The sequence below is a fragment of the Acinetobacter sp. 1124_18A genome (assembly GCF_052824995.1).
The window spans coordinates 330,038-349,622 of sequence record NZ_VTDF01000001.1; the positions used below are offsets into that span (position 1 = coordinate 330,038).

Annotated in this window: 20 protein-coding genes; 16 read left to right on the plus strand and 4 right to left on the minus strand. The window is 34.9% G+C overall.

Going from position 1 to position 19,585, the window contains the following annotated elements:
* Positions 1–31: 31 nt before the first annotated feature.
* Positions 32–403, plus strand: a complete 372-nt coding sequence (locus tag FY048_RS01645) for a hypothetical protein (protein WP_446089901.1) — start codon at positions 32–34, stop codon at positions 401–403.
* A 15-nt stretch (positions 404–418) separates the two neighbouring features.
* Here the strand turns inward: FY048_RS01645 and FY048_RS01650 are convergent, their stop codons facing one another.
* Positions 419–748 carry an Arc family DNA-binding protein gene (locus FY048_RS01650; protein WP_446089902.1) on the minus strand — a complete coding sequence of 110 codons (330 nt, stop codon included), beginning with the start codon at positions 746–748 and terminating at the stop codon, positions 419–421.
* 119 nt (positions 749–867) lie between these two features.
* Here FY048_RS01650 and FY048_RS01655 point away from each other — a divergent pair, with 119 nt between their 5' ends.
* The 10 genes from FY048_RS01655 (at position 868) to FY048_RS01700 (ending at position 11,092) form a co-directional block, all read left to right on the plus strand.
* The gene (locus FY048_RS01655; protein ID WP_446089903.1) at positions 868–1,032 is read left to right on the plus strand and encodes a hypothetical protein; all 165 of its coding nucleotides are present in this window, start codon (positions 868–870) and stop codon (positions 1,030–1,032) included.
* Positions 1,033–1,105: 73 nt separating this feature from the next.
* Positions 1,106–1,996 carry an antA/AntB antirepressor family protein gene (locus FY048_RS01660; RefSeq protein ID WP_446089904.1) on the plus strand — a complete coding sequence of 297 codons (891 nt, stop codon included), beginning with the start codon at positions 1,106–1,108 and terminating at the stop codon, positions 1,994–1,996.
* A gap of 49 nt (positions 1,997–2,045) precedes the next feature.
* A complete protein-coding gene (locus tag FY048_RS01665) occupies positions 2,046–2,687 on the plus strand; it encodes a glycoside hydrolase family 24 protein (RefSeq protein ID WP_446089905.1) in 642 nt (213 codons plus the stop codon).
* Positions 2,688–4,940, plus strand: coding sequence for a hypothetical protein (locus FY048_RS01670; protein ID WP_446089906.1), 2,253 nt, complete (start codon positions 2,688–2,690; stop codon positions 4,938–4,940).
* A gap of 54 nt (positions 4,941–4,994) precedes the next feature.
* A complete protein-coding gene (locus tag FY048_RS01675) occupies positions 4,995–5,870 on the plus strand; it encodes a hypothetical protein (RefSeq protein WP_446089907.1) in 876 nt (291 codons plus the stop codon).
* 37 nt (positions 5,871–5,907) lie between these two features.
* The gene (locus tag FY048_RS01680; RefSeq protein ID WP_446089908.1) at positions 5,908–7,995 is read left to right on the plus strand and encodes a hypothetical protein; all 2,088 of its coding nucleotides are present in this window, start codon (positions 5,908–5,910) and stop codon (positions 7,993–7,995) included.
* Positions 7,996–8,114: 119 nt separating this feature from the next.
* A complete protein-coding gene (locus FY048_RS01685; RefSeq protein WP_446089909.1) occupies positions 8,115–8,405 on the plus strand; it encodes a holin in 291 nt (96 codons plus the stop codon).
* Complete coding sequence (locus FY048_RS01690; protein WP_446089910.1) at positions 8,389–8,892, plus strand: lysozyme; 504 nt, start codon at positions 8,389–8,391, stop codon at positions 8,890–8,892. The genes FY048_RS01685 and FY048_RS01690 overlap by 17 nt, the downstream gene beginning before the upstream one ends.
* Positions 8,893–8,980: 88 nt before the next feature.
* Complete coding sequence (locus FY048_RS01695) at positions 8,981–9,172, plus strand: hypothetical protein (RefSeq protein WP_446089911.1); 192 nt, start codon at positions 8,981–8,983, stop codon at positions 9,170–9,172.
* A 444-nt stretch (positions 9,173–9,616) separates the two neighbouring features.
* Positions 9,617–11,092 (plus strand): toll/interleukin-1 receptor domain-containing protein, encoded by a 1,476-nt coding sequence (locus tag FY048_RS01700; protein WP_446089912.1) that lies wholly within the window; start codon positions 9,617–9,619, stop codon positions 11,090–11,092.
* A gap of 79 nt (positions 11,093–11,171) precedes the next feature.
* Here FY048_RS01700 and FY048_RS01705 read toward each other — a convergent pair whose 3' ends face one another.
* Positions 11,172–12,281, minus strand: coding sequence for a PIN domain-containing protein (locus FY048_RS01705; RefSeq protein ID WP_446089913.1), 1,110 nt, complete (start codon positions 12,279–12,281; stop codon positions 11,172–11,174).
* Between the two features lie 633 nt (positions 12,282–12,914).
* On the opposite strand from FY048_RS01705, the gene FY048_RS01710 reads away from it, so the two are divergent.
* The 5 genes from FY048_RS01710 (at position 12,915) to FY048_RS01730 (ending at position 17,333) form a co-directional block, all read left to right on the plus strand.
* The gene (locus tag FY048_RS01710) at positions 12,915–14,423 is read left to right on the plus strand and encodes a hypothetical protein (protein WP_446089914.1); all 1,509 of its coding nucleotides are present in this window, start codon (positions 12,915–12,917) and stop codon (positions 14,421–14,423) included.
* A 723-nt stretch (positions 14,424–15,146) separates the two neighbouring features.
* The gene (locus tag FY048_RS01715; protein ID WP_003650532.1) at positions 15,147–15,362 is read left to right on the plus strand and encodes a cold-shock protein; all 216 of its coding nucleotides are present in this window, start codon (positions 15,147–15,149) and stop codon (positions 15,360–15,362) included.
* Between the two features lie 107 nt (positions 15,363–15,469).
* Positions 15,470–15,697, plus strand: a complete 228-nt coding sequence (locus tag FY048_RS01720; RefSeq protein ID WP_003650533.1) for a hypothetical protein — start codon at positions 15,470–15,472, stop codon at positions 15,695–15,697.
* A gap of 68 nt (positions 15,698–15,765) precedes the next feature.
* Positions 15,766–15,972: a hypothetical protein gene (locus FY048_RS01725; protein ID WP_004643550.1), complete on the plus strand. Its 207-nt coding sequence runs from the start codon at positions 15,766–15,768 to the stop codon at positions 15,970–15,972.
* Positions 15,973–16,778: 806 nt separating this feature from the next.
* Positions 16,779–17,333, plus strand: coding sequence for a TetR/AcrR family transcriptional regulator (locus tag FY048_RS01730; RefSeq protein ID WP_446089915.1), 555 nt, complete (start codon positions 16,779–16,781; stop codon positions 17,331–17,333).
* Between the two features lie 68 nt (positions 17,334–17,401).
* On the opposite strand, the gene FY048_RS01735 is transcribed toward FY048_RS01730, so the two are convergent.
* Positions 17,402–18,313 (minus strand): ornithine cyclodeaminase family protein, encoded by a 912-nt coding sequence (locus FY048_RS01735; protein ID WP_446089916.1) that lies wholly within the window; start codon positions 18,311–18,313, stop codon positions 17,402–17,404.
* 112 nt (positions 18,314–18,425) lie between these two features.
* Positions 18,426–19,394: a threo-3-hydroxy-L-aspartate ammonia-lyase gene (locus FY048_RS01740; protein ID WP_446089917.1), complete on the minus strand. Its 969-nt coding sequence runs from the start codon at positions 19,392–19,394 to the stop codon at positions 18,426–18,428.
* Positions 19,395–19,585: the final 191 nt, after the last annotated feature.

Below are 19,585 nucleotides of genomic sequence, written 5' to 3' on the forward strand. Positions count from 1 at the left end.
ATAAATTCCCTCATCACGGTGGGGGATTGAAATGAGAAAAATTATATTTTTGTTTGGCATATTTTTGCCTATTTTTGGTTTTTGTGGAGGTATAGATCCCTATATCCCATTACAGACAAGACAAATTGACGCAAATAAGATGATGCAAGACAGTGAAAGAATGTCTCAAATAATGCAAAGCAATAATATTGAAAGAGAAAAATCCAGAATTTATAAAGAGGGAGATGGAGATCCAGAGGTTATGTTGGAATTAGCAAAAAAATCCAAGATGGCTCGATTAATAGTTCCGTACTTTCAAGAACAAGCCTATCAGCAGCAAGTTTATGAATTGAATATGTTGAAACTTAAGCAAGAAATGGAAAAAGCGAAAGAAAAAGACGCCCAGAAACAAAACAATGAATGATTTAAAAAAAGCACCCTAGGGTGCTTTTTTATCATCTACTAACAACTCTTTGCGTTTCATCTCTTCGATTTCTTTTTGGCGCTGAATATATTCATCCTCAGTGCTTGAGACAGTAATCTTAAAAACACCCATTCTTAAGGCTAGTTCCTTTAGTAGAAATTCAAGCTTTGCATTCTTTAAAGCATCTTCATACTTTTCAATATCTTCTTGAAAGCTTTCTTCTAGTCGAACGATAATTTCTTGATTTATTGATCTGTTATTTGCTTTTGCTGAGTTCATAACCTTGTTACGCAGATCTTCATTCCAACGCAACTTATATTGAGGTTCTTTTTGATTCTCACTCATAGAAATAAACCATATACCGCAAAAATAACATACTCATCATAAAGTACCTCTTTGATGTTGACAATGACATAAAAGAGGTACATTATATAAACGTACCTAAATGATGTTATGGAGTAAATATGAGTATTAATCAGAGAGGTCAGCAATATAAATTAAGATTCTTAGATGATAAGGATCATGAAGCTTTAAAACAAAGAGGTAGGGAGGAAGATAGATCGCTTAATTACTTGATTAACCAAGCTATTAAGCAATTTTTACAAAGTAAAGAGAGTGCGAAAGCATGAAATCAACAGACAACAAAAAAGCCCGTGATCTTGGCGGACAGGGCTTAATTGATGTCAATATAGGATATTAACTATGAATATAGTAGCAGAAAAAATTGATTTACAACATACCTTAACTGGCGATCAGGTACTTGATCTAGTTGAGGTGGATATTAGTGGTGACAAGCAGTTTGCCGTAGATGCCAGATCTTTACACTCCTTTTTAGAAGTTGGTCGTGATTTCGCTAATTGGATAAAACAACGTATATCCAAGTACAAATTCCAAGAGAATGTAGACTTTGTTTTAACGCTCGCCAAAACGGGCGTCCGTTCAAATGTTGTTCAAAAAGACTATTCATTAAGTTTAGATATGGCAAAAGAACTTTGCATGGTTGAGAACAATGATAAGGGTCGCGAAGCTAGACGCTACTTCATTCGTTGTGAAAAATTAGCTTTTGAGTCCATGAAAGAAAAGTTCATGGGTGGTGCAATTGAAACACGAAAAGTAATTTCTCCAGAACAGAAAGATTCATTGCAGAAAATTGTCGACGCTAAGGTGAGTGGAAACAATGGATTAAGAGCACAAATTTGGACACGACATAATCGTCATTTCAAAATTAACTCTTACCATGAACTATTGGCTATCCACTTCGAAGATTCTGTACAATATCTGCTCAGCATGGAATTAAAAGGAAAGGTAGAAAACACATTAGTAGCAATGCAATTGAATAATGAACCTTGGAATGATGCTGATGTTCAATTCTTAATGTGGTTTGTTCCCAAGATTTCTAAAATCATTAAGAATGATATCTTCCCAGCATTAAGCATCCTACGTAGCGAGTATGCTGCACAGGTTATAGGGATAACTCAGGAAATGGTTACACATGCTAATGCTCTAAACCGAAGGGCATTAAAACACGGGATGACACACTACTCGCAACTAGGTGGGCAGCCTATCCATACAATTGAATGGTATTTATCATAGTTAAACAAGAACCGCCAGAAGGCGGTTTTTTATTGCCCGAGGAAAAGTTATGGCATCAGTTCAAAATTACATGCAGCTACTTAACAATCCTAATGCTAGGCGTATGCTTGATTTGATTGCTAGTGCTGAGGGTGTTAGTCATGGGTACAACACATTATTCGGGAATCAACGTTTTGATGATCTTTCAGGGCATCCAAACATTCGCAAGGCATTCACTCAAACGGATGGTAAGAAGAATTACACCACAGCGGCAGGTCGTTATCAGTTTCTGAATGATACATGGAATGGGTTATCTAGACAGTATGGCTTAAGAGACTTTTCGCCACAGTCGCAAGATATAGGTGCAATAGCACTGCTTGATCAGATCGGGGCGTTGCCATATGTGCTAAAGGGCGACTTTGGTACTGCAATTAAAAAGTCGGGTGGAACTTGGGCTTCATTACCATCTTCAAACTATGCGCAGAACAAGCGGTCTTGGGGGTTCATTAATACTCAACTAGGTAATAAAGCTACATCTATTCCATATGAACCAGAAGATGTTCCAGTTACTGCAATTGTTCAAAAATCTAAAGTATATGAGCCTGAAGATGTTCCATTAGATTTATTGCGAAATGGAAGGTCATCCTTGCCAGCTTATGAACCAGAGGATGTTCCAATGAACATGATCAGTCATACAATTCAGGGTGGATAAATGGCTAGTCAAAAAGATATCTCAACTCGAATTGCAGACGCAAAGAAAGAAGGCTACACAGACGAGCAGATCTACTCAAGCCTAGCGTCCAATGCTGGGTTTGGTAAACGCATCACAATGGCTAAAAAAGAAGGCTTTTCTGATGCTCAAATTGCACAAAACCTTGGCTTAAATTTGCAAAAGAATTTAGGTCAACAGCAACCTATTCAAGTCTCAGCAACTCGTCAGCCATTTGACTGGCAGGCAGCTCAAAAACAAGCTATGCAAAAACAAGCCAAGGATGCAGGACCTACGAGAATGTGGGAATCAGCTTTGCTTGGGGCTTCTGATTTGGGAGCTGGTGTTGTGCAAGGCTTTGCTTATGCTGGTGATAAACTAGGCCAAGGATTGAATGGGGCACTTGGAACTAACTTTGACACAGGATCATATGATCGCTTCACTAACCAACGGAAAGATATTCAAGACTATCATCAAGCTCGTCGCCAACAAGCAGGGCAAGGTTATGATTGGAGCCGATTAGGTGGGCAGGTGGCAGCAACTGCGCCATTAGGCGCATTGGCTCGCGGCTACCAAGGTGCAAACGTACTATCAAAAGCAGGTGCAGGAGTTGCAGCACAGAATGCGGCCGTGGGTGCGGCAATTGGCGGAGCTGGATTTGCTGAGGATTCAAAGCAGCGTTTGGAGAATACAGCATTTGGGGCGGTTGGCGGTGCGGCAGGTGGTGCCATTGGAGAAAAGATCGGTCAAGGTGTTTCTAAAGCTGTTAATGCAGTAAAAAACTCAGGTACTAAAGCGGCCCAAGCTACAGCACAAGCAATTGATAAAAACCTTGATGATGCCTTGCGCCAACAAGGCATGTCACTCAGTGATTTATCTGATGATGTTGTAAGAGGGTTGCGCAAAGAAGCTACAGACGCCTTGAAGGCTGGCAAAAACCTCAACCCTCAAGCAGTAGCTCGAAAGGCTGTACTTGATCAAGTTGGCATTAAAGGCACAAAAGCACAGGTGAGTGGGAATGCGCAGCAATGGCAAAAGGAGGCTGAATTAGCAAAGATCCAGAATGTTGGTGCGCCACTGCGAGAAAAGTTCATAGACGATAATAAGCAATTGGCAAATTTGCTTAATGTCGCCACTTCTAGAACTGGTGGTAAAGCATCTGATCAGTTTGGAACAATGCAAGGTGTCGTAAGCTCACTTAATTCACAGCTTGATCAAAATAAGCAATTCATTGGTGCTGCTTATGATTCTGCAAAGAAGGCATCTGGCAATGATGTAGTAATTGATGGGCGCGGTTTTGCAAATGACGCCTTCACCGCACTTGAGCAGAATTATGCAGCTTCAAGTCTACCTTCAAGTGTTCAAAAGATCATGCGAGATGTTGCGGAAAATCCTGATAAATTCACCTTGGGCAAATCAGAGGAATTAATTAAGATCCTCAACCGTGAATACAAATCTTCATTACAAATGGGGCAGCCAACTAGCTCTACCTATTCAATTGGTTTGGTGCGTGATGCGTTAAATGGACGACAGGCTGAAGCTATGCAGAGCTTATTGTCTTCAGGTGGTAATGATGCTGCGAAGGCATACCAATTCGCAAGGCAAGCAAACCAATTTAACATGAATCAGATTGAAGGCATACCACTACTACAAGACATTAGAAAGGGTGTTGAGCCTGACAAACTCTTTAGTAAGCATATTCTTAATGGGAATGTTAATGAGCTAGAAAAAACGGTTGATCTTCTTAATAACGTAAATCCACAATCAGTAGCAGATATTAAGCAACAGGCTCTAGAGTTTATTGCTGGTAAGGCTGTCAATCAAAATGGGCAATTTAGCCCTGCGGGTATGAAGCGTGCACTAGATGGGATTGGAGACCGAAGACTATCGGTATTGTTTGAGCCATCGGAACTCAAGAACATTAAGAACATTAGTAAAGCTGGCGAATATTTAGTTACTCAGCCAGCCCACTCTTATGTAAACAATTCAAATACTGCTTCAGCAACAATGAATCGGTTAATGGACTTTTTCGGAAATTCTAAAGTTAAAGCAGTTCTCAATCTTCCATATCTTAAAGACTATGTAGTCGATCCAATAGCTAACTATGGAAATGGACGAGCTGTTAACAAATCTCTCCGTCCAGATTTATCTGGTGCAACAGTAACACCGCCACCTCCAACGCAACAAGAGCAAACCCTAATTGACCGGTTGGTCCAAGCGGGTTTACTTGGTGGTGCAGGCTCAACAAGACAGTAAAACTTAATCAATCTCATAACCTCCTTCGGGAGGTTTTTTTATTTGAGGTCCTTTATGTACCCATTAATGACCAATGTCACAGCACAATTTGTTGATGACATAGGGCGGCCTTTGGCTGGTGGAAAGGTCTGGACTTATGAGTCTGGTACCACAACACCAAAACCCACATTTAGTGATGCAAGTGGAAGTGCAGTTAATACAAACCCAATCATTTTGGATGAAGCTGGAAGAGCAAATATTTATCTAGATGGTGGAGCTTACCGGGTAAGAGTCCTTTCAATTGATGATGTACTTATTGCTGACACTGACAAGTTATCGCGCTATGTGACAAGTACTGAATTGGATGAATTTAAGCAAGAAGTTCAAGACGGGTTAGATAAATTAGATCAAGTCGAGGAGTCTCTTGGAACAATTGTTAGGCAAGAGATTCAAACGCAAAAAGGTGTGGCTGATGGGATTGTTCCATTGGACGATAAGAACAAGATTGATTCAATTTATATAAATAAAAGTGATGCTATTGATCTTGATGACACCGATACCTTTGCTACTTCAAAAGCTGTAAAAATCCTTAATGACAAGAAAATTGAAAAGAAAGACTTAGCACCTGGCGATACCCCAATTTTTGCTGCACGAGCTAGAGGAACATTTAAGGGGGCTGATGGCATCAAAGTTGGTGATGGCGGGAATTTTAAAACCATTACTAGGTTGGGCGTTGGTTCTTATGAAATTGAGCTTAAAACCGCATTGGCAGATGTAAATTATCAGGTTCTACCAGCAGCCTCAAATAATGGGGGGTCGTCTGCACAATCTGTGAGCTTGGATTACTCCTTCACAAAGACTACTACTAAATTCCGTCTTGTATGCACATATGGGGGTGATAACACCCAAGGGCGTTTTGATCCAGATTTAGTCGATTTCGTAATTTTTTAATAACCACCGGAAGGTGGTTTTTTTATGGATGCATAAAATGGCAAGACTCACACCAATGATGCAACTGAAAGCACATTTTGAAGATAAGTGTGGACACCCATTGGCGGGTGGAAATGTGTTTGCATATGAATCAGGAACTACCACACCAAAAGATACTTTTGCAGATGCAGAGGGAACAACATTAAATACACATCCAATTATTCTTGATGAACGCGGTGATGCCCCAATCTATCTTTTGTCTGGCCGCTATAGATTTATTGTTAAATCAAAATATGGGGTCAAGATCTATGATGTAAACGATATTGGGGATTGGTTTAGCACACTGTCTACAGATAATGTTATTGATGGCACTCAAACTCAAAGTGAAGTAAATGATAGTACACTGCGTTATGTAGCTAGTGTAGATGATTTAAGAAAAGTTAAAGGGCGAAAAAACAAACAGAGACTAGCAACACTTGCCTACTATGCAGAATCAAAATTTGGTGGCTCTGTATACCAATGGGATAATACATCGACGCAAGACGATGATGGATTTAGCTGCATTGCTGTTGCAGGAATACCTACAGGGCGATGGAAGCTTGTTATATTTGATAGAACGATGGATATTACTCAAGCTGGTGCTTATGCTGAACTGTCTGTTACAGACAAAATAAATCAAGAGGCTTACTTCCAAAAGGCTATTGATTATGTGTCAAAAATAGGCGGTGGTACAGTTACAATTCCACAAGGTGCGTACTACTCAAAAGTAAATATGAAAGCCAATGTCCATTTAAAAGGAACATTAGCTAGTTATGTCACCACTGCTACCATGGAAGATATGGCTGCCAATTGGCAAACTATTATCAACACTGTTAAGGTTGCTCATGGTACTTTCCTCTACTCTACAAATTCAACAGATTTAATTTATGTTGGTGAAAATGTAGATAATGTTACGATATCAGACCTTGAAGTCAAGCCACTTCGATTCGACCAATCAGCTTCAATGTGTGGCTATGGAATTCGAGTTGCTGGTAAAAATTTCAAAGCTTACCGTGTAAAAGGTGAGGGGTTTCGTTTTGACCCACTGTATTTCCGTGGGAAGTTGGGTGCGGAGAGTTGTTACAATCATTGGGTTGAATCATGCGAATTTGGCAATTCATTACGCAATGCTACTTCATTAGTATCGTGCCATGATATTACCTTTAAATCATGTTATTTTTATCAGAATAATGCAACAAAGGGATGGGAATATCTTTTTGATATTGAACCAAATGATGGGACATTAGACACTGTTTACAATGTGACAGTTGATGGTTGTCATTTTGATGCTGTTACTTCCCAAATTACAGGTGAGCCCACACTAATTGCTGAATCTCAAAATACACCATCTGGTCGATTGAATTTAAAAATTATTAATTCTGCTTTTACAGGAACTGCTGGCATTCGTAATAACTGTGCTACTGGCTGGTCAGATGCATTTGTTCAAAATTGTTATTTCGAAAGCAGACCATTCACGGGGCCAAACAATAACTATGTTATTTCAGGCGGCACATTCTCTTATAACACTGTTAAGAGCACAGTAGCATTTGAGTATGGAACAGACTTTGGTCCAGATTTTGTTATTGAGAACAATATATTTGATGGTGTTACTGGTTTTGCACCGGCGGATACTAAAGCTACATGGGGTCTAAATACATTTACTGGTGGATCCACAGCAATTGCACCAATTGATCGCAGAGCAATTACAAGGCAATATCGAGAAGTATTAGATATTAGTTCTCCAGCCAGTGCATCATTAACTGCTTATAGTAAAACTGAAGTTAGACAAGTAAATCTCACAACTACCTCAGTACAAGTGTTAACTGTACCTATACGTGCGGGTGTTGAAATTACTATTTGTGGAGCTGATGCCACAGATACTACGGGTAGTAAGGCATTTATTAAGTTATATATTGACACTGATAACTTGGTTAGTGTAACTGCTGCACAGGAGATCATAAATGATGCCACTTATGGTTTAACCCTCTCGTGGAGTGGACGAACATTATCTCTTGCAGCCAAAACAGCATCAGCAAATCAATTCATTGTTCGAACTCAAACGATGGCAGCTCTTAGTCAATATAGATCTATCACATGGTTAGTCTGATAAGTAAACAAGTACTCCAGTGTGCTTTTTACTTGGTTAGATACATCTATTGCCCAAAAAACCACCACAAGCCCTAGCACTCGCTAGGGTTTTTATTTGCCTGAATTTAGGGGGAAGGCATGTCTGAGAATACTTCACAAGCTGTTGAGGTTGTAGCAACAACAGTTGGATCTAAAGCCACTTATGCAGGAGGAACTGCTACGGTAGTTGGGTGGGTTGCTTCTGTTGATTGGCTGGCAGTCACAGGTGTCTTAATTGCTTTGGCTGGTTTTGCACTTAATGTATATTTCCAGATTAAAAAGAATAAGCGAGAAGAGCTTGAATCACTTTTGCGAACCAAACGAGAGCAGGAGATTCATGAGTATAAGCTGAAACAAATGGAGGCAGGACTCAATGTCAAACAAAACTAAATTTGCAGTAGGCATGGCAGCATCGGCTGCTTTTTTTGTATCTTTAATTGGGTATGAGGGTTACAGCTCAAAGCCTTATTTAGATAGCGGGAAAGTAGCAACAATTGGTATTGGTTCCACAAAATATGAAAATGGCACTACAGTCAAAATGACTGATAAGTCAATCACAAAAGACCATGCTATTGAGATTTCAAAAGCTCATATTTCAAAAGATGAGGTAGCTTTTCGTAAATCTCTACCAGGTGTGAAATTAACCCAGACTGAATACGATGTTTATCTGGACTTTGTTTACAACTTTGGACAAAGCAACTGGAATCAATCATCTATGAGGCGACTTTTACTGCAAAACAAACCAAGACAAGCATGTGATGCTCTACTTAAATGGAAGTATGTTGCAAAGCGTGATTGTAGTATTCGTAAAAATGGCTGCTATGGGGTTTGGGTAAGACAACAAGACAGGCACCAAAAATGCTTAAGTGCAAATTAGCTTTAATGCTGTGCTTAATCTTCTCGGGTTGCACAGCTCACACAATTAATAGTAATGTGAATGTCTCTATTTGTGTAAGAGCGCTCTAATGTCAAGTCAGCTAATTAAGATTCATGATTTCGCTAATACTCGAATACAGGACCTATTAGCCGACATTGACAAGAATGGCGAAATCACAAAAATTTATGACTATGATGGCAATGAACTAAAAATTAATTTCTTGCGTGACGAAGTTTATTATAAAAAGACTTGGTGGCATTTTAATAAGAAGAAAAATTAGTTTCAGAGCCTGTGGATAAATAGTGAATTACGCCAAAGTTTCGCCAAACCAATTTAAGTTATTGTATTTTAAATATAATGTAGTGCGTTGACATCGTAGAGGTCTCCAGTTCGAGTCTGGATATACCTACCAAGACATTAAAGTCATATAAGCTCGAATAGCTATACATGACTTAAAAAGCCCTAAACTATAATGGTTTAGGGCTTTTTTATTGGTTTTATAATTTATGGATAGTCTTAAAGATTTCATGCAAAGAATAGTATAAGTATTTAATTGAAAGTTTGTCTTTTCATAGTAGATACTCTAAATTTTAGAAAGCAATAGAAGCTAGTTTTAAAGAGCAATATTACTTAGGTATTAAATAGAAAATAAATTTAATAAATTATTTTATATTATAATAAATCAGCTTTAATTATTAATAAGTTACAGATTAGAGAAAATAAAATGCAGCCAATTCAAATTCCTAAAATATTTATATCTTATAGTTGGTCAAGTCCTGAACATGAACAATGGGTATTGGATCTTGCTGAAAATTTAATGCAGGATGGTATTGATATCGCATTAGATAAATGGGAACTGCGAGAAGGGGATGATCCTATTGCTTTCATGGAAAGTATGGTTAACGATTCATCTATAACAAAAATTATTATGATCATTGATAGTAAATATACAGATCGTGCAAATGGTCGACATGGCGGGGTGGGCACAGAATCCACAATTTTATCTCATGAGCTTTATAGTAAACGGGATAAAAATAAAATAGTTGCTGTAATTGCAGAACCTGATACATCTAAGCCCACTTTTTATGCGGGAAGATTACATGTCGATTTGTCGAATTCTGATAAATATGCAGAAGAATATGAAAAGTTAGTACGATGGGCATTTGATAAATATAAATATGAAAAGCCAAAAAATCTTGGAGCTGCACCAAGTTTTATTGTGGCAGAGGATGATGAGGTTGTCTTATTTACAAATACTCAATTTAAAATGGCATTAGATGCTGTTGAGAAGGGGAAAAGTAATGCTAGTAGTCTGGTAAAGCAATATTTAGATAAGCTTTATTCTGAATTACCTAAATTTGCTCTTTCTAAAAATGATAGTGTAATTGAGGATGTCTTTAAGCAAAAATTAGAACATTTCCAACCTCATTTATATGAGTTTAAAAAAATTGTTGAAGTCGTTTGTATCCATTCTAATGATCCGAAAATTTTTAAGCATTTCCGTGGTTTTCTTGAAAATCTTCTAAATTTATTAATAGTAGTTCCAAACCAAACTGGGCGTTTACTCGCAGATATAGAGTTATTTGGTTTTATTAATTATCAAATTTTTCTCTCACTTATAACAATTTTAATTAAAAATGAGCAATTTAATGAGCTTAAAGAGATTCTTGATGAACTATATATGTTGCCGGAAAACTTTCATGATCGCTATCAAATAGAAAAAAAATATGTAAGTTTTAAAATTTTTAATCTCGAAGAATATGATTTTATTGCAAAGCACTTAAAGCAAAGATGTTATTCTCCTGTGGGTGACCTTCTAAAAGACTATACAGATGATAACGTTATTAGTTTTGAAGAGATTTGTGAGGCTGATACATTTCTGTATATTAAATCGTTAGCACAATTTTCGCAGAGTGGTGATTTTTATAAACAAGTATGGTGGTCCCATGCATCTTTCTATATTTCAAGAAATAGGCGACATGCTTTAAGAGTTTTTGTTAAATCAGAAAGAGCATCTTATTTTGAAGAAGTCAAGAATGTATTAAATGTTAAAGATTTACAATTCATAGTAGACATACTGAATGTTGCTCAGAAAGCAGAGTATGGTTATTCTAATCCATATATTCCGAAATGGAATGGAGCATTTGCTACATTTGACCTTAAAACTCTGTCAAATTTAGAAAAGTTACAATCACTATAAGAAAAATTAAAAGAAGATTCAGGGCTATTAGATATAGCCCTATTTTTTAGTTTAAAAACTTATAAATAATCTTTTTGATTTAATCATACATATTATATGCTGGATTCGTTATAATAATTTCTGAATTCTTTTCAGTTAAGATAAACACTGAGTCCTGAAATTGAAAATTAGATATTTCAGCATGTGCTTTTATCCCTTCTGAATAACTAATCTCTATATTTGCAGAATATTTTTGCTTATGGGTTTTAGTAATTTTATTCTTTCTAAGAAATACATAAACCTTATCTTCTGGGTCCCATGGTGAGCTATCGTAATCGGGTAGCATATATGTTGCAGTCAACTCGACTTTAAATTCGACTTCATATTCAGCTGACTCATCGGTAACTTCAATCAAAGTTTTATTGGCGAGAACAATTTTATCAATTTCTAAATCGTAGACTTCTTCATCAAGATATTCATAACCTTCAAATTCTGCTTCGAATTGAGATTCTTCTAAAGTATCCTTCGCTCTTTGTATTATTTTGTCTTCTAAACTTAAGAATACACCATCTGCAAAGGTGATTGGTTCTAAAAGCTCTTGGTCATTTCGTAACACTAAATCGACTAATTCATCAATAGAGCTGAGATGAATGCAATTTTTATCTTTTTCAGCATATGCCTTCATATCATCATCGGTACTTATGATATAGATCTTTAGATGTCTTGATTTCGCTACGTCTTTTACAGCTTCAAGAACAAATGCATCTGGAAATTCATGTTTTTTGGCTTCACTTATAAATGGTGGTTCATTCGCGAAATATTTATTAAAAATTACTTCAGGATTCACATCTTTTATCGAAATATTTTCTACATGTGGAGACTCAAGAAATTCATTAAATTTTGAGTTGATGTTGTTAAATACCTCATATTTAGTAATTTTATCAAAAATAGAATGGATAGATAGCTCTGGAGTTGCTCGTAATATCTTTCCATCAGCATGGATATAGTCATTTAATTTTTTAATTGCTAAAGTTGACTTTTTTAGAAGATGTTCCTCAATTTCCTTCTTTGTGATATCAGTAATTAGAAGTTGAATTTTGTCTTCTTCCAATAAATTTTGAAGCTTTTGAAGTATATGATCACCAAATTGAAAGTTTTTGTTTTGATAAGCACATGTATCAATAAATACTAATCTTGTTTCTAATTCCATAAGTTTACTCATTAGTTTTGATTTCTTAAGCTATACCAATGCTATTTAAAAAAATTGTCCAAGCTATTCTTTACTTTCTTGCATCCTTTTTCAATTTATGTTTAATCAAAGTAGGTTAGATATAAGATCATAAAAGTAAAAATGATCAATTTATATCTATTTAAAGGAATTTCTTATATATCGAATATGGATATAAAATATCAATTAACTCATTAGTGCATCTGTCTAATCGTAATGTATTTTGCTTTGTAGCTTCTAATTACAAAAATTGTACTATTTGCATTTCATCTGAATTTCTGACTACATCATTAATAGAATGGTATACATTTTCTTTGTATATAAATTAGTTTTTTTAAGAAAAACACTAATTTTTTATCTTTTTTTTTGTTTACAAATAGCACAGCTCTATGAGCTCTTTCAGATGTCTCTATAAATTTTATTAGTTTTTGTTTCTAGTTCAGTTTTGCTCATGAACCTTGAAATACAATACTAGAGTTTATTGCAGATAATTCTAATAAATTTTATTCACATAGTACATAGAAAAATCACTAATTTTTGATACAATAAAATATGGACATAAATTTGTACGTGATTAACACATACAAATTCGATAATAATTGAAGTGAAAGTACTATGCGTAATTTAGAAGCCGAAAGTGAAATTTTAGAGTCTAAAGAAATAATAAAAAGGATTAGACAGGATTTAGCATTTTTTTTAAGTCAAAAAGATGATAGTAGTGATTATACAAACTTATTAATTGATGATATTAAAAAGATAATAGATAAAATTAATTCTAATTTAAATGTATTAAAAAGAAATTGGTCAACCATAGAAAGTTATATCGTTGATTTTATTGACATGGATAATAATGAAGATTATTTAAGGGTTTATAATTTAAATAAGAGTAAACTTGATGGAAATACTGTTAGAGAAATTGACTCTTTCGTAAAACATAGTTATAGTGATTTTAATGAATTAAATGTTTCTATGGTTTTGGATAATTTTAATATAAGTAAAATAAATAATGAAAGTTTGAATGTACTTTTAAAAATTCAATTTGAATTAGAATATATCGTAGAAAAAACAAAAGATATTATAACTCAGTTTAAGCCACTAGTTGATGGTTATAGAAATAATATTAAAATGATCCCTGTTTTTGAGGCTTCAAGAAAAACTATTGAGTCAAATTTAAATGAATATATTGACTTGAAGAAGTCTGAGATGGATAGATACTTAAAATCTTTGAAAAATGAGTTTGATAGTGTGAATAACAAACTTAAAAGTTTTGACTCAGATTTTGATCGTCTTAAGGATTCTAATATAGTTTTAACTTCTGACCAAAGCACATTGCAAAATAAAATTGCTATTTTAAAAAATGATTTATTGAATTTTGATCAATTATATAATGAAAATCAGCAAAAATTAGAAGTAAAAATGGGTGAAAGTGTTGATATTATTAAAAAAGAAATTTATAAGTCCTTTCGTGTAAGATTGGATGCACTTATAAGTGAGTTAGATCAGGTTTATATTTTAATTGATGCAGAAGTTGAGTCTATAAAAGATACTTCACGAAGTTTTAAGGATTTCATTAGCGATGAGACGTCAATAAAATTAACAGATGATTATAAGAGTAAAGCTAAGTGGGAAATGGTTGCTTATTATGTTTTTAATATCTTAAGTCTTGGAATCATAAGCTTTGCGATATATTTTTCTTATTCAAGTTTAAGCGAATTTGCTACAAAACATACTGGTAACTATACTTCACTAGACTTAGTCTATCTTGGAATTAGACTTATTTTCTCAATTCTAATTTTTTCTACTATTACATTTACTTCACGGTTAGCATCAAAAAGCTATGTATATTGGAAAAAAAATGAAGGAATTTTCTTGCGTTTAACTGCTCTTAAGTCATTTATTGCTGATATGTCAGAAACGAAAAAAGAAGAAATACATGAAAAGCTAGTAGATGTTTATTTTGGAAAAGACGAACAAGAGCAAAACTTAAATCAAAAGTTAAATGATTTACCAAATAATATAACCCAACTATTAGGTAAAGTTGTAGAACAAACGTCAGTTGTTCTAGATGCTTCTAAACCAAAGAAGGACGTCGAAGCCTCAGCAGAAAAATCGAATGGGGGATGAAAATACTTATATAATTGATGGCTGGAAGAACTTAGGTATTAGTTAGTTTTATTAAGAATATACAGAATCTAATATCTGTGATGGGGGAGATATATCTTAAAAATCATAAATGATTATTAATTTATACTAACCCTCAAAGTAGGATTAAGCTTGATAAATTTTAACTTTTATAATTTTCTATATTATAAAAACAATTTTAAAATAAATGGTTGTATTTAATTTGATATTAAATATAACTAATCAGAAATATAAACTGAAATAGCTTTACACGTATAATAATAAAATTCTGGGGACTGAAAGCCACACCAATATATTCCTTTCTTCAATCGGCCACCCTTATAAACCAATATTAAACAAAAACTTACTCATTATTTATCCCTATTTTTAATGATCTAATTTAAAGCAAATGTCATTTGCTTGAGTGCAAAAGGGTAGAGCACTGTCCTTTGCCTGCCTACATTGAGTACAACTCGTCTATAAAGCAGAACACCACCTTATTTTATAAATAAAATAAATATATATATTAGAAAACTTGATTAATTTTATTTTTCGTATACAATGAACGTAACTAGAAAAAGTCATGTTTGGTAAATCTTCTCTAAGTACCGCAGTATTAGTCATAATCCTTCGTTTTTTTCAGATTTTCAGCTCCATTCTTTATTATTTCGATGTTACTCATAACCAATAAAATGGTTTAAATTTTTAAAAAAACTAGGATGTATTATGTCTAATTCAAATATCATGAAAGGTACTGTTAAGTGGTTTAACGAAGCTAAAGGTTTCGGTTTTATCCAACCAGAATCAGGACCAGACGTTTTTGCTCATTTTAGCGAAATCGCTAACTCAGGTTTCAGAACTCTTGCTGAAGGTCAACGTGTTGAATTCAGTGTTGCACAAGGCCAAAAAGGCCCAAATGCTGTAAATATTGTTGCTCTATAAATAATTATAAGCAGTCATAAATGAAAAGCACTAATGAGTGCTTTTCACTTTAAATTAATTTTAAAATTATTTTAAGATTATAAGTAAATTTTAATTTAGGATATAAATTGTTAAAAATAAATGATTTAATTGCAAAATCTAAAAATGGTACAGAAATTTTAGTGTCTTTAATTCCTCTAAATAGAATACAAAATACACGTGAAGGTTTTAAAACTGTTGAAGTTGGTAAAAGAGTTCTTCTTTCCTCTGGAATTGAAGTTGATTTAAATTTAGATGGGCGTACCTTTTATGCGTCTATAAATCAACTATTTAAATTAGATTATAGAGTTAGTTAAAACTCAGTTTGCTATTGGATATTTAGGCGGGTCCATTATTTCTGCCATAATTTTATTAGGATATCGTCATGCTTAAACAAAATATCAGTGTCAAAGACCAGTTTGGAATTAAATACGTCATTCAGGCAACAGTAGATAATTATTTCGCTAATACTCAATGTTTTTCTAATTTAAAATACATTACAGTTGAAGGTGAAGATATACGACCGGGTTTTGAAATGTTTTTTCAAAGTACTCTAAGTGGTAAAATTTTTAAAATTGATAAAATAAATTAATCTATCAACGTAGTACATTTTACGTTGCAGGATAGCGTTCTTTTAAAAATAGAAAACCCTCATAGCTTTAGGGCACATTGCAAATACTCAATTACACAATAACTTTGATAATAAAGCGCAGGTGGCGGAAGCCGCACTAGCGCATTTCTAGTTTCCTAAACTCCTATATCTCAAAATTCCGCAACTTTATAAACCCCAATTTAACAATAACTTATTCATTATTTAACCTTACTTTTTAATGATCTAATTTAAAGCAAATGTCATTTTGTGTGCTTGACTGCAACAAATGTGAAGCTTATCCTTTGCCTGCTGGCCACATTGCCAGTCGGCTTTGACAGGCTGAATATTATCTCCCGCATCAGAGTTATTTCTTCTGAGGAATAGCCTTGTGTGGTGTACCACTCGTTCCCTCCCGTAGCGGTAGGACGGGAGAGGGACACTTTCGGGTGTGCTAGTTTGAGATAATACTAGTCTGTCAACCTTCTTCCGTTCTGCCACCATAATTCTATAAATGTCTGGCAGGACTCCCAATAAAAAGGAGTTGGCTTTGCACATTCTTAATTTCTTGGCAGCCTTTGCCAAAAGCTATAATGACACTACTTAATTCATCTTTAAACAGTTTGAAGGCTCATTGGCTTTTCAGACTTTAAGTTATTACGGCTAAAAACTTATTTCAACAATAAAACTTGAGATGTGCCAAGCACAGTCTTTATGGCTTTGCTATGCCTTTTTTTCTCTCAAAAAAGGGTGGCGGATTTTGTATCTCATTTATATACAACAAAAATTTAATTTATAACGGTAAAAATATGCCACATTCAGATCTCCCATTTCGTGCTTTAAGCGTACTTCATACCTCTCGATATCTTTTTAATAAATATGGTTTTCATAAAGTCGGGGTGGACCGAATTATTGAATCTTCAAAAACGCCTAAAGCAACTTTTTATAATTATTTTCACTCAAAAGAACGCCTCATTGAAATGAGTCTAACTTTTCAAAAAGATGGTTTAAAAGAAGAAGTGCTTTCCATCATTTATGTTCAAAAAGACTTAACTCTGCTTGAAAAGCTTCGCAAAATTTATTTTTTACATGCGAACTTAGATGGCCTTTATCATTTGCCGTTTAAAGCCATTTTTGAAATTGCGAAAACACATCCCAAGGCATATCAGGTGGTGATTGACTATCGAAACTGGCTTATTAATGAAATCTATAATTTGCTTTTAACAACCAATGCAAATGCTTCAAAGCAAGATGCACACATGTTCTTGTTTGTGATTGATGGGGCAATGGTTCAGCTTTTAGACCCAAATAAGGCAGGGGAAAGGGAACGGTTGTTGGATTATTTTTTAATGCAGTTTATTTAATGCAAATAAAAAGAAATACCTTATCACTTAACTGCATCAGCTTGAATGATGCAGTTAAGTGATAAATATTAAGAAATTTCTAAAATTTTTTGGGCGATATATAAATCTTGTATAGATAGTCCCGAACTATCATAAATTGTGATTTGTTCCTGAGATTGCCTTCCTTGAGCGTTTGCTAAAAGCACATCGCCTATATTGATTAAAGTTGTGAACTCGGGCGCATGTTGGAATTCACCAATGACTTTAGACTGCGTATTAAGATCACAAAATAAACCACTCTGTGAAAATAATTCTGGAGGAAGTTCTTGTTTACCTTGCTTATCAGAACCCATAGATGAAATATGAGTACCAGCTTTGACCCATTCTGCTTTAAAAAGAGGAGTCTTTGAAGAAGTCGCTGTCACAATAATATCCGCTTGTTCACAGGCTTCTTTTGCACCAGCAATTTTAAGCTTAATCCCTAATGGTTTTAATTCTTCTGCCATTTTTTCGGCTTTACTTTGGCCGCGTCCTACAATCAAAATCTGATCGAAATTTCTAATTCTCGCTAATGCCTCACATTCATATTTGGCCTGATTTCCCGTGCCAAATATGGCTAATACTTTTGAATCTTTTCTTGCCAATGTATTGGTCGCCACTGCATTAGAAGCTGCTGTACGGAAGGCATTTACTTTGCCTGCTTCGATGGCTGCCGCCATTTTTCCATTCGCTTGATTAAATAATAAAATGAGCGTGTTATGGCGTGGTAAACCATTTTTAGGATTATCTTCCCAAAACGAACCGACTTTAAGACCAGCTAAGTGCTGATTAGCAGATGATTTAATACTAAACGTATTTTTTGTATTAGACGCTTGACCATGAACCACAGGAAAACTTTTAGTGTCGGGTTGAGTTGCAGCAATTAAAGCTTGATAAATGGCATCGTAAGCGAGTTCATGATTGATGAGAGCAGAAGATTCAGACTCAGAAATAAATCTCATAGCCATTTCCAAAAGTGAATATTTAAATTAAGACGTGAACGGTTCGAGAGACTAGTAGCATGTATTGTCTATCCATGACGCTTTAGAAATCATAGATAGACATCAACTTTTATTAAGCTGATAAAAACTCTACATATTTAGAAATATCGACATTCCCGCCACTAATAATGATGCCTATACGTTTGCCTTTTAACTCATGTTTCAAATTGCGTGCAGCCGCAAATCCAAGGCATCCTGTCGGTTCAACCACCATCTTCATTCTTTCAGCAAAAAACTTCATAACGGTAACGAGTTCTTCGTCTGTTACAGTCAAAATGTCATCTACATTCTTTTGAATAATAGGAAATGTTAATTTGCCTAAACTTTGAATTTGAGCACCATCGGCAATTGTTTTAGGTATATCAATATGAACAATTTCTCCTTTTCTAAAGGACATTTGCCCATCATTTCCTAGGGCAGGTTCAACACCATATATTTTACAGTTGGGAGAGAGTTGACGGGCAGATAAGGAAGACCCCGCCAATAAACCACCGCCACCTAAACCTACAAAGAGGTAATCCAACTCACCAACCTCTTCAAATAGCTCTTTTGCAGCGGTTCCTTGACCTGCAATAACATGCGGATGATCATAGGATGGAATTAATGTTAGACCATTTTTTTCGGCGATCTCTTTTCCAATTTGTTCCCGATTTTCTGTATAGCGGTCATATTCAACAATATTGCCTCCGTATTCTCGCGTCGCTGCCATTTTTGCAGCAGGAGCATCTTTGGGCATAATGATTGTTGCAGGAATACCAAGGATTTTTGCTGACAGCGCAATAGATTGAGCATGATTTCCCGAAGAGAAAGCAACCACACCAGCTTTTTTTTGAGCCTCATCGAACTGTGAAAGCGCATTCATTGCACCACGAAATTTGAAAGCGCCAACACGCTGAAAATTCTCACATTTAAAGAATACTTCTGCTTCAAATTCATTGTTAACAGTACGTGAAGTTAAAACAGGGGTTTTATTTGCAAAACCTTTAATACGTTCAGCAGCGGCTGCGACATCTTCATAAGTTGGAAGGGTTAAATTTTTCATAATTAAACCTAATTCTATTCAATGTTTTCGGATGCAAGATTTCGTATTGCTCAAGCAACGCACAATATATTGACCTTGTTTAGATAAAATATATATATTTAGATAAAATGTCTAATTTTATTTTCTGATGTGATAACAATGAGATATAAGATTTTGATTTACATTAAGTTTAAAATTAGATAAAAAGTCTA